This is a genomic window from Pseudomonas eucalypticola (genome assembly GCF_013374995.1).
Lineage (GTDB): Bacteria > Pseudomonadota > Gammaproteobacteria > Pseudomonadales > Pseudomonadaceae > Aquipseudomonas > Aquipseudomonas eucalypticola.
In genome coordinates this window covers 4682175-4695596 of record NZ_CP056030.1, presented here as the reverse complement: position 1 = coordinate 4695596, position 13422 = coordinate 4682175, and the positions used below count along the sequence as shown (strand labels likewise).

13 protein-coding genes are annotated in these 13422 nt (G+C 53.9%); 3 read left to right on the top strand and 10 right to left on the bottom strand.

All coding sequences use genetic code 11. The features are described 5' to 3' along the window. The first annotated feature begins 456 nt into the window (after positions 1 to 456). Positions 457 to 1266, top strand: coding sequence for a S1/P1 nuclease (locus tag HWQ56_RS20845; RefSeq protein ID WP_209008693.1), 810 nt, complete (start codon positions 457 to 459; stop codon positions 1264 to 1266). Here the strand turns inward: HWQ56_RS20845 and HWQ56_RS20840 are convergent. Beyond that, positions 1260 to 2429 carry a phosphotransferase gene (locus HWQ56_RS20840; RefSeq protein WP_176571682.1) on the bottom strand — a complete coding sequence of 390 codons (1170 nt, stop codon included), beginning with the start codon at positions 2427 to 2429 and terminating at the stop codon, positions 1260 to 1262. The genes HWQ56_RS20845 and HWQ56_RS20840 overlap by 7 nt on opposite strands. 338 nt (positions 2430 to 2767) lie before the next feature. Here HWQ56_RS20840 and HWQ56_RS20835 point away from each other — a divergent pair, with 338 nt between their 5' ends. Both HWQ56_RS20835 and HWQ56_RS20830 read left to right on the top strand, forming a co-directional pair. Then, positions 2768 to 3751, top strand: coding sequence for a GSCFA domain-containing protein (locus tag HWQ56_RS20835; RefSeq protein ID WP_209008692.1), 984 nt, complete (start codon positions 2768 to 2770; stop codon positions 3749 to 3751). 1 nt (position 3752) lies between these two features. Next, positions 3753 to 4541: a hypothetical protein gene (locus HWQ56_RS20830; protein WP_176571680.1), complete on the top strand. Its 789-nt coding sequence runs from the start codon at positions 3753 to 3755 to the stop codon at positions 4539 to 4541. 138 nt (positions 4542 to 4679) lie between these two features. Here HWQ56_RS20830 and HWQ56_RS20825 read toward each other — a convergent pair whose 3' ends face one another. From HWQ56_RS20825 to HWQ56_RS20785, 9 genes are all read right to left on the bottom strand, one after another. After that, on the bottom strand, positions 4680 to 5657 hold the full coding sequence (locus HWQ56_RS20825) for a hypothetical protein (RefSeq protein WP_176571679.1): 978 nt from the start codon (positions 5655 to 5657) through the stop codon (positions 4680 to 4682). Next, positions 5654 to 6085 carry a glycerol-3-phosphate cytidylyltransferase gene (gene tagD, locus HWQ56_RS20820; protein WP_176571678.1) on the bottom strand — a complete coding sequence of 144 codons (432 nt, stop codon included), beginning with the start codon at positions 6083 to 6085 and terminating at the stop codon, positions 5654 to 5656. The genes HWQ56_RS20825 and tagD overlap by 4 nt, the downstream gene beginning before the upstream one ends. 29 nt (positions 6086 to 6114) lie before the next feature. Beyond that, on the bottom strand, positions 6115 to 7704 hold the full coding sequence (locus tag HWQ56_RS20815; protein WP_209008691.1) for a stealth conserved region 3 domain-containing protein: 1590 nt from the start codon (positions 7702 to 7704) through the stop codon (positions 6115 to 6117). After that, on the bottom strand, positions 7701 to 8696 hold the full coding sequence (locus HWQ56_RS20810) for a galactosyltransferase-related protein (protein ID WP_176571677.1): 996 nt from the start codon (positions 8694 to 8696) through the stop codon (positions 7701 to 7703). The genes HWQ56_RS20815 and HWQ56_RS20810 overlap by 4 nt, the downstream gene beginning before the upstream one ends. A gap of 195 nt (positions 8697 to 8891) precedes the next feature. After that, complete coding sequence (locus HWQ56_RS20805) at positions 8892 to 9956, bottom strand: polysaccharide biosynthesis/export family protein (protein WP_176572455.1); 1065 nt, start codon at positions 9954 to 9956, stop codon at positions 8892 to 8894. Between the two features lie 40 nt (positions 9957 to 9996). Continuing rightward, entirely contained in the window at positions 9997 to 11103 is a 1107-nt protein-coding gene (locus HWQ56_RS20800) for a KpsE/RkpR family capsule polysaccharide export protein (RefSeq protein WP_176571676.1), read from the bottom strand. A gap of 42 nt (positions 11104 to 11145) precedes the next feature. Then, entirely contained in the window at positions 11146 to 11799 is a 654-nt protein-coding gene (locus tag HWQ56_RS20795; protein WP_176571675.1) for an ABC transporter ATP-binding protein, read from the bottom strand. A gap of 13 nt (positions 11800 to 11812) precedes the next feature. Continuing rightward, a complete protein-coding gene (locus tag HWQ56_RS20790) occupies positions 11813 to 12610 on the bottom strand; it encodes an ABC transporter permease (RefSeq protein ID WP_176571674.1) in 798 nt (265 codons plus the stop codon). Positions 12611 to 13003: 393 nt separating this feature from the next. Continuing rightward, positions 13004 to 13417: a PA2817 family protein gene (locus tag HWQ56_RS20785; protein ID WP_158154284.1), complete on the bottom strand. Its 414-nt coding sequence runs from the start codon at positions 13415 to 13417 to the stop codon at positions 13004 to 13006. Positions 13418 to 13422: the final 5 nt, after the last annotated feature.

The window sequence follows — 13422 nt, the reverse complement described above, 5'->3', positions numbered from 1 at the left end:
GGCCGGGCAGGTATTGATAATTACCCGTCTGGACCAGGGTTTTGCCTGGTCGCGAATCGCTGTATATTCCCTCGCCTGCGCGGGGGGTTCCGCTCAGCAACCTGTATTCGTGACTAACAATCCTCTATTTGTGACAAATGCCTACGCCAGCCCAGTGCGGCGATTACCGGTAGGGCGGCTATCAGGCTTGCGGTCACGATGAAAAGCGTCATTCCCTTGTCTCCGGTCATTTGGAGCAGTGATCGTTGCTGGGCAGTCAGCACATACTGGGTAGGTAACGTGACAACCTGAAGACAAGGCTAGCTCCCGCCTTGGAAGTCTGCCTGGATCACTCGCGAAACGGGGAGGTGGCGGTCATGTTGACGTTACCCAACGGAACGACTCATTGGCGTTGACAAATAGGCTTGGACTGAATGTTTTGGTTGGTTTGCTTATATTTTGATGGGATAGCGCGGGATGACGGGTGTGATAAATACAAAGGCAATAGTGCAAGTACTGGTGCTGAGTGGGTTGCTCTGTTGGTTTTCGGATGCCTGCGCATGGGGGCGGGAAGGGCATAAAGTGGTCGCAATTATCGCGGAGGGCAAGCTCACGCCACGCGCACGCGCTGAAGTGACCGCGATTCTCAACGTTGAGGGGGAAACCTCTATTTCGCAAATTGCGTCATGGGCGGATGATGTGCGAACAACCGAGCCTGATCTGCCCAGTCATGCCGTGCGCATCCCGTTTGCAGCGGATGCCTATGACCCTGACCGTGATTGCGCCAAAAAGCGGGAGTGCGTCATAAAGGCCATCGATGATGTTGAGCGAACGCTTGGCGATAGCCGCTCAAGCCCGGAATCAAAGGTGAGGGCGTTAAAGTTCTTGGTTCATTACGTGGGCGATATTCACCAGCCCTTGCACACGATCAAGGAAACGGGCGCCATGAGCGTCGAGGTCGATGGTAAGGCGTATAAGTTGCACAAGGTCTGGGACACGTTGTCAGTTAGAAATTTCCACATGAGCCCACAGGCTATCGCCGTGTCCCTGACCCGGAAGGGCGGGGCAGTCGTGCAGGGGACGCCCGTGAAATGGGCTGAAGAAACTCATCAGATAGCGAAAAATTACGTTTATCATGGCGATGAACGTCTTGCGGCGAGTGATTCCATGTCAATACAGCCTGATTACCTTGATGCTATCCGCCCTGTGGTAGAGGGAAGACTGTATGCTGCGGGTGTGCGGTTGGCTGGGGAGTTGAACAGAATCTTCGGTGCTGAATATCATTGAGTCGGTTGGAATTGTCTGATGTCTACGTTCAGCAGGTAATTGAGCTTTTCACCAAGCGGGGCGGGGTCGATGTCGGTCGCGGCGTTCTTGATCACGTCTTTTCTCATGCAATACCATGTTGAGTGCAGTAGGAAGATGTAGAGTATGTTATTGGCGGTTGTAGCGTTTCGATGTTCGCTTGGCAGTTCGCGATAGTATGTCGTCAGGTATTTGCTCGCCAGGGTCTCGAACGTCTGAATGTCTGAGTTCCTGAACAGGTTGCTGAGGTAGGCGCCTGAGTCGAAGCCTATCCGGCCAATTCTCACTTCGCTCCAGTCAATAAGAAAGAGACTATTTTTCGACTGAATCAGGTTTTTTCTCAGGTAATCAAGATGTGAAAAACACCGTGGCGACGATAGTGCATTGCTTTTGAGTTGGGCAATGAGTGGGGATAACTTCCGTTTGAACTCCCCGCGGGTGGGCATGCGGTAATTGCGCGTCTGTCCCAGCAGGTCGAGGTGCTTGAATAGTGTTGAGTGGTTGTACTTTGGTCGTAACAGGTACCACGGCTGGAAAAAGCTCATGCACCAGTGCGCAATGCGCCGTCGGTTGCCAGTATTGTTCAAATGGGCGTGAGTGATGCATTCCAGTTCGGATATGCCGCGCGCTATGGCCCCGCAAACATCAGCCATTCTCGGTGGGCGGCCGTTGACGAAACGCGTGAAAATAATACTTTCGAAGGGGGTTTCGATTACCCCGTAGCATCGGGGGTGTCGGAATTTACTGCTGCGGGCCAGTATGCTCCGCTCTCGATAAAAAGAGGACTCGGACGAGGGGGTCAACATCAGTTTTTTAATCGATTTTTCAATGATTTCCAGCGATTGTCCGGAGCTTCTTTCGGTAATGGTGTGCCGGTAAACATAGTTTACGAAGGCAGAATTTCCGGACATTTTAGTGGTATCAATGCACGCTTCTCGCACGGCGCGCGGTGACAGCAGATGGGCAAGGCGCTGCTCTACAGTGCCGGCGCTTAACCAATATGCCGATTTGAAATGGCGTTGAGAGGGGATGTGTATAGTCATTCCAAACCAAAACGATGGAAATAGGGCGGTCGACCAATGCTCGTCGATAGCACGCCTGCGTTGCGCATCAAGCATGGTACCTAAAAAGTAGGCGAAATGCACGTTTCAGCCACACTGTGGCGTTGAGAGCGAATATTCAAGGGTGTCACGCCCTTCCTGTTTATGAGTGCTCTCGAAACGCCGTGTCCGATGGTGTTGGTGTGCAGTTTTTAAAGGTGCGAGCGGTAGCGTAACTGAGGTAAAATGAAGCGTGCGCATTGTAGGCGTCTTGTTGTCGAGAGCGCTGCATACTTTGACTGAAGGATCGCCGGCTGCTTGGGGTAGCCCGAGCATGCTACATGTTTTGTAGGTATATTGGGGGAATTGTGGATAATCCTTACAGCGGGCTGCCGAGTAGAGCGTATTGGCGGACAGGGGTGGCTGGAAAGAATCACCTGGAAGTGTCTGATCTCTATAGAAAGAAATTCTCTATTCGCCCGACCGATGCGGTGGCGACTGCCGGAAGTTGTTTCGCGCAACACATCGGCCGGCAAATGGTTGAGCGGGGTTTTGCCTTCAAGGATTTTGAGCCGGCGCCCAGCTATATGCAGGACGACGCGGCAAGGTCCTACGGTTATAAAATGTATTCCGCGAGGTTTGGAAACATTTATACCGTGCGCCAGCTGAAGCAGCTGTTCTTGCGCGCTTTTGGCGAGTTCGTGCCAGACGAACAATACTGGGAAAACGATGGTCGATACTATGACCCTTTCCGGCCATCCATTGAGCCAGGCGGTTACGAAACGGTTGATGAGCTGCTCGCTGTTCAGTCAGGGCACCTGGAAGCCGTCAAGAAAATGTTTACCAGCGCCGATGTGTTCGTGTTTACGTTGGGGCTTACCGAAGGTTGGATCGCGAACCGTGATGGTTCAGTGTTTCCTACCTGCCCAGGGACCGTGGCGGGGACATTTGATGCTGAAAAATACAGATTCCACAGCTTCACGTATCCGGAAATTCTAGAAGACTTCACCTACGTCATTGAAAGAACGAGACGCATTAATCCTGATATCAAGTTCCTTCTGACAGTATCGCCGGTTCCCCTGACGGCGACGGCGTCGGGGGAACATATCCTTTCGGCGAATTCGTACTCAAAGTCGGTATTGCGGGCGGTCGCGGGTGATTTGTATAACGCATACGACTTTATCGACTATTTTCCTTCCTACGAAATCATCGCCGCGGCTTCGTCACGGGCCATGTTCTATGAGCCCAATATGCGAAGTGTAACAATGCATGGGGTGGGACACGTGATGTCCTACTTTTTTGCTGAACACCAACTTACCAGAGCGGAATCGTCAAAGGCTCGCTCGCGCATTTTGAAATCTGAATCTGAAGTCATCTGTGACGAAGAAAGATTGGATGCATCAGCGGCGCAGGTGGCGGGGAAATAGAATGAATCTATATATTGTTGGCGACTCTCACACCCTTGCACTGTCCCGCGGGCTCGAACAATTAAAGGAGGCCGGCCAGGTTGACGAACGCATTGCGCGCGTTGATGCAAAATTTCTTTACCCGGGTTACCGAGTGGGTACGGAGTTTTATCAGCGCACTGAAGATGTTATCAAGTTCAAGGGTGTAAAGTTAAAGAATAAACTGAAAGCGTTGACGGGGAGGCGCCATATTGCCAAGCAGTATGGTGATCCGGTGTTTGCCTTCTCGTCTGGCTTTTATCACCGAGGCTTGATTGAAACAATGCTTCGGGAGGGTATTTTGCCCTGGCATGTCCTGCCCGATGTTCAAGGGGTTCGACGCATATCCATGGGCGAGACAAAAGCGCTGGTTCATGGGTTTAACGAATACCTCTTTCGATTCTTTAAGGATCTTCAAGACCTGGGTATAAGGTTTTTTCTGGTGGCGCCGCCTGGTCCACGATTGGATGACCGGGTAGGGGCGATTGCACCTGCTTTGCACGGGCACCTGGCCCTCGATCCACTGTTCAGGACAATTGTGCAGCAATGGTATGACGACAATGATATTCCCTATTTGTCCGCGCCACTGTCGACGTTGAATTCGGACCATTCCTTGCGTGCTGAATACTATGAGCGTCTCAATGGCGATGATCATCACGCCAGTACCGAATATGGTCGATTGATGAGTGCACTGATTATTCAGAAGGCCGTAGAACTCTATGGAGAAGGCCGGCGGGTTCCAGACCGCTTAGCCGAAGGTGTAGTGGGCTAAGGCAGCACTGTATCCCGGGTGGGTCGTTGCGAGTGACGGTGGGGGGCGGAGAAACTGCTCACTTGCAGTGAGCAGTTGCCTGGCTTTGGAGCTCGGTATCCACTGAAACGTCTGGAGGGCCTGCCCTCCAGACCCCATTCACGCTTTCAGGGACGCTTCAGGAGCCTTCACCTTCTTTTTAATCCGAAGATCGTTCGAGGCCCAAATTTCTTGCACGGCGTTTGCGAGCAATTTATAGGACTTGCCATGCGTGGCGGCAGGGAGGTAATCCTCCATGAACGCCTCGACCGTTGCATCCGGTTTTGTCGCTGTGTAAATCATGCCTATCAGCTCTTCGAAGCTTCTAGCGTGCAGCCCTATTTTTTCTTGGAAAATATGATTCTCGGCCGAGCCTGGACAGGTCTTGATATTACCTTTTTTGATCAGCCAGCTTGGAAAAATGACTGGCTTGCCGAGCGCCCAAGCCTCATACACCATCGTCCCACGATCAGCAATCACGACGTCTGCATCGATAAGCTTCTGAAAGGTGGGTGTTTTCGATGGCCGAACATTCGGATGAAGCGACGAGTCATAGTCGAACAGTTCTTTCAGCTTCTCTTCATATCCGAGAAATGACGGGTAGCTCGACACGACATGCTTGGCATTCGCCGCGCCGTGGGTGGGAGCCCACAGTACCTTGATCTTCTTTCCTTCCGTCGGAGCATCAGGCACGGACAGGGTTCGCTGCCTGGCTTGTTCTGCGAGCAATTTGTCGATTCGCGGCCAACCGACGATCTTGATCTGTTGTTCCGAAAGTTCTACGCCCGGATGCGCGAGCAGCTTGCGTTTCATCCAGGGGCCGGGAACGCACACGGTGCGGTACTTGTTGACCTCAAGACCGCCCAGCTCATCGGGTCGCAGCAGGTAGTTTTTATCCGCGACACCGTGAGACATCATGATGTGGGCCCGGCGGTAGATAAAGAACGTAACGTTTACATCACCTGGGGAGGTGGTGACAATGGTGCTCGAAGACGACCAGTCGCCCAGTTCATGAGTAATGCCGGCGGCAAACTCTTCTTCCAGTTGGCGAAGGTTTTCCCCACTCACATAAACGTAGTTTACTTTCTTGCCGCTCATGCCAAGGCTGCCTCTGACTCGGTTTTGGATTTGTCCAAGTGCTGTTTGATCAGGCTGCTCGAGATGTCCGGGGTTCTGCTCAGGTAGTGCACGCGGCAAACATCGGCCAAGAAATCGAATTTTCCTTCCCAGTCATCGCCCATGACGAATATATCCACGGAATGGGCGATGATGTCAGCCCGTTTTTGTTCCCAGTTCTCCTCAGGGATCACCAGGTCTACATATTTGCACGCTTCAACGATTGTTTTGCGATCTTCGTAGCTTGAATAGGCCGACTTGCCTTTGGATGCATTGAATTCATCTTTTGAAACGGCAACGATCAAGCGATCGCCTAGGGCTCTGGCGCGCTTCAGAAGTTGCACGTGGCCCACGTGGAAAAGGTCAAACGTGCCATAGGTGATGATCGTCGTTTCTTTCGTGCTACGCATATTCAGTTCTCTGCTTGTCATGCACCGAGTCATACGGGCTCTGGAGATTCTTGAAGGGTGAGAGATTCTTCTTCGCTCTCTTGGACTTCCGACGTATCTTGAGTAAGGTGATTGGTTTCCCAAGGGGCACGTTCAGAGAATCGCTTGTCGAAAAACTTTTGGCAGTTGATTTTATAGTTTTCGTTTTCTGCACTGCCGTTGCCGTCGTTGAAGCACAGCAGTTTGTATTTGAATGAGTCCTTGCCGTTGATCGAGCGAATGTTGCCGGGCCGCACAATCAGACCTGTGGCGTCGCCCTTCACCGCAATGCCGCTTGCATAGGCGAAGTGGTGGTATAGAAAGGAGGTCAGGTTGATATCTTCTGGTGAGCGGCGCTTGGCGCTACGGGTCACTTCGAAGGCGCCGGGGAATGCTGCTTCAATGGCGTTCAACGTGTCCTTTCGCAATGCATAAGGAACATGGCGGTGCAAATTGCGTGCTTGATAGCCCGGGAAGCGGGTCGAAATCAGTTTGCGAGAGTTCTTGGCGGCGACCAGGTAGTCCGGGGCATCGTTGCGGTCCGTCTCATCCACCATGCCGTAAGGTTCGAAGTACGACAGGGATCGGCCGGTTTCGTCGAAAAAGTCCGAAGGCAGACAAGGTTGGCCCAGTACAAAGTCATCATTTAGGTACAGGAAATGATTCGACAGGCCAGGGATGCGGTGTAGACAGGCTTCGATCGCGTGAGAGTTGAACGTGGGCAATGCCGAAAGGTCAGGGAAAATCTCCTCATGCTGGACCCATACGATGCGCTCATTGCTGTTCAGCCAATCGGGCTTGGCACAGTTGGTGACGACGTAGATCTTGTTCAGCCACGGTGCATATTTGTTGAGAGACCGCAGGGAATAGCGCAATTCGTCATTGCTGGTATAGCGGTCAGGGTCGTAAGGCTCTTGTGGAAACGTCTCCGCCCACAGTTGTTGCCAATGCTCATCCGCGTGGTTGACCCACGTGTAAACCGCGTCGATAGTGGGCCAGGCATGGCGGATGGAGGCGGTGTCACTGTAGATGGTTTCGATATCGGTCAGCATGAAGCGACGAATCCAGGCGCGGCTGGAGCGCACGGTGGCCAAACCATCGGCCGCCAGGTCGAACACATAAAAATGGAGTACGTTCAGGTTGCCGAACACATTGCTCAGCTCGACCACGAAGTCAGGCTTGGAACGCAGTGCTTTGTAGACGCCTTGAATGTTGAACGCTGCATCTGCCTTGCACGTCAGGCTATAGCCGCCACCCAGCGTGTAAATGGTGATATCCAGAGACGCGGCGTCCTTGAGGGCGCCGAGGAACGAGATCAGCCAATTCAAGTAGCCATTCCACAACAGCAGGCTGTTGGGGTCGCCGCCGTCTTCAGGGCCGGTATAGGCTTCCAGGTTGCTGCGGATGTAATTGACGACACCCAATTTTCGAACTTCCGCCAGGTTGATCAGCGGGGTAGTGTTCGCCGGTGTGGACGAAACCTTCGCCAGGGTAGTGGGCGGTGCGTCCTTGAATACACGTTTCCTGAACATGTCATAGAAAAACATGTTCGGGTCACGAATGAGCTTTTTGAGTTTTTTGAATCTAACCGGCTTGTTCATGGGAGCAAAAACCTTAGGCGTCGTCTAAACGTATCGTAGCGGTCGATATGTCCAGGCTTGTTTTCAAACAGGATGGAATAATCATTGATGTTCTTGCCGGACTGGCGGCAATGCATCAAAAATTCCGAGATCAGTGTCGGGTCGTCGCGATCCGCTCCTTCCACGAAAGAGGAGTGGATAGCAGCGAACCGTTCGAAGTTGTCCGTACGTGCGGCGTAGAAACGGCTGGTGGGCGCTTTTTCGTGATGTAGGTGGTAAACGAAATCCTTTTCCAATAATGGATCAAAGCAAATTCGCCCCAGGTCTCGTTTAAAGCCGGTCGCGAAGAGTGGCGATCGAGCGGATCCGCGCGTCAGGAAATCAGGTGAGGTGTGGACCTCGTCATAGCGCGCGGCGAGGCGAAGCATGAAGTCGAAGTCTTCATATCCATGCCCGACAAAACTCACGTTGAAGCCGCCAATGGCGTGGTAATCCCTGCTCTGCATCACGGTGATCGAAGAAGGGGAGGCCAGGTGCAAAAACTCTTTGCGTGAGAAGGAAAAGTATTTGGCGGTCAGCGCCGCCGTGTCCTTTGCTTGTTTTGCCAGGTGCCGGGAGCCCGCTTCGGTCAGGTAAAGGCAGGGCAGAAAATAGAAGGGGCGATGCCCGCTGCCTATTTTTTCCTGGTATTTCTGGAGGATCTGGAAGTCGGGCCATATATCGACGTCCAGTAGTACCAGGTATTCGCTTTCAACCGCCGAGAAGGCCAGGTTGCGTAGCGCTGACATATTGACCGAGTCGTAATCCAGCTTTCCGAGGACGATCGTGGACGTGGTGAATCCTTCCAAACGCTTTTTCAGTTCGCGATCGATCCTGGTACCTCGATCGTTTAATCCGAATACCATGCGAACGTTGGCTTTTTCCGCGGCATCCGCTAACCGAATCGCCTTGTCCAGAATGTCCTTGGGGCGATACCCCAAATCTAATGGGACGATAGCTGTGATATCGGTCATGGTGTCGCTCACGCGTCCTTGAGAGGGATGGAACCAGTGTTTATCTGATGCACGGAAGCGCCACGCCTAGTCATTGCGTTTGCAAATCCAGGCGTGGCTGCGCGGCGGGCGCGCGGCTGCTGTCAAACAGGGCAATACTTATTGCTAAGCGAAACGCTGTATTGACTAGCCGCGTGATCGTGCTAAATAGCCCCGTTATTTATAATTCACGCCTACAGCACGCCCCAGAACCATCGTCTGCACGATCGGCCCAATGATTTTTTGCCATTCGTAGACAGCGGCGTTGGTGACGTAAATTGTATCGTCGGGGCGAATCATGATCTGCTTGGCATAGAAGATGGCGGCAGGATCGCGCATGTCGATACGCATCACGGTTGGCTTGGTATCCGCCTGGGTATCATCCATCCGGAACACAAATACGCCCTGTGGGTTCGCATTGCGCTCATTCAGTCCACCTACTGCGCCCAGCGCGTCCAGCAAGCTGGTGTTTTGTTGCGGCAAATCGTGCAGGCCCGGCTCGCCGACTGCACCCATGGCGACGAAGCGTTGGCGGGCGCGATCCAGCACGATTTCAGAGTTTGGCCGCAGCACGGCATTGTTGCCGTTCAGCACGTCTTCATAGTTGAGCGTGGTGACCTGGCTGCCGTTTCGCACTGTCACGTTCACCAGGTGAGGCTCCAAAACAGGTCCTCCCGCTTGGTTGATCGCGTCCAGGAGCGTCAGCGGGCCTTGCAGGGTCGAAAATCGGCCAGGGGCCTTTACTGCGCCAGCCACCAGTACCGAGCCAGACAGATCGCCCACAAGATCGACATGCGCTTGTACGTCTGTGGTCACGCCCTTGAGACGTTGGCGCAGCATGTTTTCGACTTGAACCAGGGTCATGCCCGCTACGAACTGGTGCCCGACGTAGGGCAGCGAAATCATCCCCTGGTCGTCAATCCTGACCTTGAACTGAGTGCCGCCGGTAGAGAGCGGTGCGAACAGCCCCACACCCTCCGCCACGTTGTCAGTGATCAGAATGTTGAGCACGTCACCGCCCATCAACCGCACAGCCTGAGGCGCCGGGTTGGTGATTCTGGCCAGCGGCGCTTTCACCGTGCCACGCATGAACGGTGCAATGGTAGTGGCATTGATTTCGACCAGTTTGTAGGTCGAATTTTTCGTCTCGATATCGCCTTTGTAAGGGCCGGCACCCGAAAGCGTTCCGCCGCAGCCGGCGAGGGTTGCCGTCATCAAGCCAACCAGGCCGATTTTACGCATACTCGAGGTAAGGGGGCCAAGAGCAACAACAGACTGGGATTTAATCACGGTGATCCTCGATCGAAGCGATGATAAAGCGGGTGATACCGTAGAGCAGAACAAGCGCCAGCAAAATGGTTGCCAGGTTGTACAGACGCTCTGGATAAAGGGCGAGATCCGGCGTGTTGGGGCTGACGACAGTGACCAGCGTGCGAATTTTTTTGCTCGCTTCGACCCGGGCATTGTCGAGGGCAGCTACGGATGTCTTGTATGTGTCTTCGGCGATGCCGGCATCAAGGATCAACTGCTGGAAACGCGAGGCGACAACGTTCGCCTGGTCGCCGTCTGGGGCTGATACCAGCAGTTGCTTCTCGGCGGTCAGTTGTTCCCGGATAGCGCGAACTTTTGCTTTTTGCTGTACCACCTGCGGCGAGTCTTCGCGCAAGCGATACTGCAGTCGAGCGGTGTTGGCCTGTTCAGTCGAATAAGCGCTTTCAAGCGCAGCGATAATGCCCGCCCGGCTTTGAGCCGAGTTTTGGCCGTCCAGTACTTTATTATCGTTCTGGAAGCTCAGTAACTGCTGCTTGCGGAGGTTGTAATTCTTGCGGGCGCCTTCCAGTTCAGCCTGGGCAAATTTCATCTGCTCGCGGGCCATGCTGTGAGACACCTCATTCACGAAGTGTTCACTTGCCTCCAGGATGACCGCCAGCATTTGTTTCGCCATCGCTGGGGTCAACGCCTGTACTTCCACGGTTAGCAACCCAGTGGTTTCGTCGTATCGAGCAGTCACCATGCGCTGGTAAAACGCCAAGCGGTCTTCTGCTGGCGCGTCTTTGTCCAATAGGAAGAAGATATCTTTTCGCTGCCCTGCGTAATGCGCGCTCCAGTGCAGACGGGTTTCCAGCAGGTTCATCATGTCGTAGGACGTGATGAACTCCCGCAGGTAGAGGGTTTCTTCGCGAGAGGCAGGGTTGGCGCCAGTCAACAGGGTGCTGAGCCCAGGTATCTGCGCGCCAGGATTGTTGCCGTCTTGACGGACGACGACTTCTGCTGTGCTGACGTACCGGTCAACCGAGAAAAACGCGTAATACACGATTGCCAACACGAACGGGATGGCCACGATTCCAAGCGCCAGGCGCCAGCCTTTGTATTTACTGGTACTGCTCATATGTACTGCATCCTTGAAAAATCTGCTTGCCACGAAGGCGTATTAGGCTTTGTAAGCTTTGATGCCTTCTTGTACGTCTTCGTAAATCTGCACTTGCCCGTCTCGAACGTGGAGCACGATATCGCACAGATTTTCTACTTCGCGCATGCTGTGGGTGACCAGCACGACTTTTGATTTCTGCAGCTTGTCTTTGAACAACTCAGTGCTTTTGCGTTTGAACTGCGCATCGCCTACCGACATGACTTCGTCAATAAGGTAGTAATCAAAGTCGAACGCCATGCTCAGCCCAAACGCGACCCTCGACCGCATGCCGGAGGAGTAGGTCTTGATAGGCTCGTCGATCCAGTTGCCAATCTCGGCGAACTCCTCGACGAAACGGATTTTCTCTCGCATGGCATCGCCGGTCGCGCCGTACACCCGGCAGACGAATTTGATGTTCTCCCGCCCGGTCATGCTGCCCTGAAAACCGCCTGTGAGACCCACCGGCCAGGAAATGCTCTGGTCAGTTGCGATGGTGCCCGAATCCGGGATATCGGCGCCTCCAAGCAGGCGCATGAGCGTCGATTTACCCGCGCCGTTACGGCCGATAAGACCGATGTTCTTTCCGGGTGGAATAGCGAGTGAAAGGTCGCGAAAAATATATCGACGGCCTTTGGGGGTCAAATAAGACTTGGTGACATTTCTCAGTTCGAACACGATAAGCCCGTCATTAACCGTTTTTGCTGGAAACCAGATGAAGTCGGCGTGCCCGGTAGGTACCCAGCGAGGCGAACAGCAGCACCACTGTCCACGCTGCTACGTAGCCCAGCGAAACCCCTTCTACCGGGGTGTAGAGTGGTAGAACTTCTGCACGGATGAGTTCGAGCAGATTAAGGAAAGGGTTGTACAGCAGGTAGGGCAGCAGGCCATGTGGAAGGTACGCCGCCGGGACCAGTACGCCGGACAGGAAGTACAACGGAAAAAACATCATCCGGATGACAGACTTGCTGGACGGAAGTGCATGAGCGATGAGCGCGAGCAGCATGCCCAACGAGAACGCGAACACCAACCCGAGGGTCACGATGGCCAGCCACTCAATGGGATGGGTAATCCGCATGTCGAAGCCGAACCACGCGAAACCGAATACGAGCACGCCATAAACGGTAGTTGACATGCAGGCTTCGACTATCACGCGCCCGATGAAAGTATCGAGCGGCTTGATTTGTTTGTAAGCGAACAACGAACGGTTTTCCCGGGGGCTGTCCATCAGTTGCAGTGCCGTATTGCGATACAGCAGGAACGGCGCCAGGCCGACCAGGACGAAAACCGGATATTCAACGCCAGATAGCGAGCGACCGCGCAAGAACGTGTACAGCAGGCTAACGACAAGCAGGTGGCACATCGGCTCCAAAAGCGCCCACGCTGCGCCGAATCGGCGCGTACCAAAACGCGCACGAGCCTCGCGGAGGATCAGGGCAAAAATGACGGATTTTTGAATTTGGAAGGAGGAGCGAGGTTTCACGAGCATTTCCGCACAGCGTCGCCGCCCGTAGCGGGGGGCGAGCGATGGAATTCATTTTCAGAGAACGAATCTGCTGATGGGGGATGGCAGACTGCTTCCATGTGGCGCGGGAGGTTAAACGGCGCCCGGACAAGCGTCAAGCCGTTTGGTTCCAGAAAAGCAAATGACATTTCTGATAGAAAAGATGTCAGTCATAGGCCTGGAGGGCACGTCGTTCGAGGCCTTTAGTCTTTATACTCAACAGCTTGGGGCAACTTTTCAGGACGGTTACAGATTTATTTCAGGTAAAACCCGACCAGTGGTATCGGCTCGGCAGTCGCGCTTTCATCAGCGCCAAGATCGGCACGCTTCAAAAACAAAAAAACCGCTCGAAAGCGGCTTTTTCTGACACCCCATCCATCAGTGCTTGTTGCTGTCCTGCAACGACATCGCCATCAACTGTTTCTCCTGATTCCAGTCGAACGGTTCGTCGTTCTCCTCGGCCTCGAAGCGGCGTTCTTCCAACGCCTGGTACAGGTCGATTTCTTCATCCGGCATGTAATGCAGGCAATCGCCGCCGAAGAACCACAGCAGGTCGCGCGGAATCAGGTGGGCGATCTGCGGGTAGCGCTGGATGATCTGGCACATCAGGTCCTGGCCCAGGTAGGCGCTGCTGACGGGGTCGATGGGCAATTCCAGGCGCAATTCATCGTAGCGTTCCAGAAACAGGGCGTGGCTCTCGTCGGGCACCTGTTCGGCTTCACCCAGGGCAACCAGGATGCCGCGCAGGTGGTCGAGCAGCACAAGCTGGTGGTCGATGTAAGGGGTGGCCATGTTGA

What these genes read in the sequence shown, in the direction of transcription:
- HWQ56_RS20800 (WP_176571676.1), bottom strand. Translation starts at nt 11,103, where the DNA reads ATGAGCAGTACCAGTAAATACAAAGGCTGGCGCCTGGCGCTTGGAATC.
- HWQ56_RS20830 (WP_176571680.1), top strand. Translation starts at nt 3,753, where the DNA reads ATGAATCTATATATTGTTGGCGACTCTCACACCCTTGCACTGTCCCGC.
- HWQ56_RS20785 (WP_158154284.1), bottom strand. Translation starts at nt 13,417, where the DNA reads ATGGCCACCCCTTACATCGACCACCAGCTTGTGCTGCTCGACCACCTG.
- tagD (WP_176571678.1), bottom strand. Translation starts at nt 6,085, where the DNA reads ATGCGTAGCACGAAAGAAACGACGATCATCACCTATGGCACGTTTGAC.
- HWQ56_RS20805 (WP_176572455.1), bottom strand. Translation starts at nt 9,956, where the DNA reads ATGCGTAAAATCGGCCTGGTTGGCTTGATGACGGCAACCCTCGCCGGC.
- HWQ56_RS20845 (WP_209008693.1), top strand. Translation starts at nt 457, where the DNA reads ATGACGGGTGTGATAAATACAAAGGCAATAGTGCAAGTACTGGTGCTG.
- HWQ56_RS20825 (WP_176571679.1), bottom strand. Translation starts at nt 5,657, where the DNA reads ATGAGCGGCAAGAAAGTAAACTACGTTTATGTGAGTGGGGAAAACCTT.
- HWQ56_RS20810 (WP_176571677.1), bottom strand. Translation starts at nt 8,696, where the DNA reads ATGACCGATATCACAGCTATCGTCCCATTAGATTTGGGGTATCGCCCC.
- HWQ56_RS20815 (WP_209008691.1), bottom strand. Translation starts at nt 7,704, where the DNA reads ATGAACAAGCCGGTTAGATTCAAAAAACTCAAAAAGCTCATTCGTGAC.
- HWQ56_RS20790 (WP_176571674.1), bottom strand. Translation starts at nt 12,610, where the DNA reads ATGCTCGTGAAACCTCGCTCCTCCTTCCAAATTCAAAAATCCGTCATT.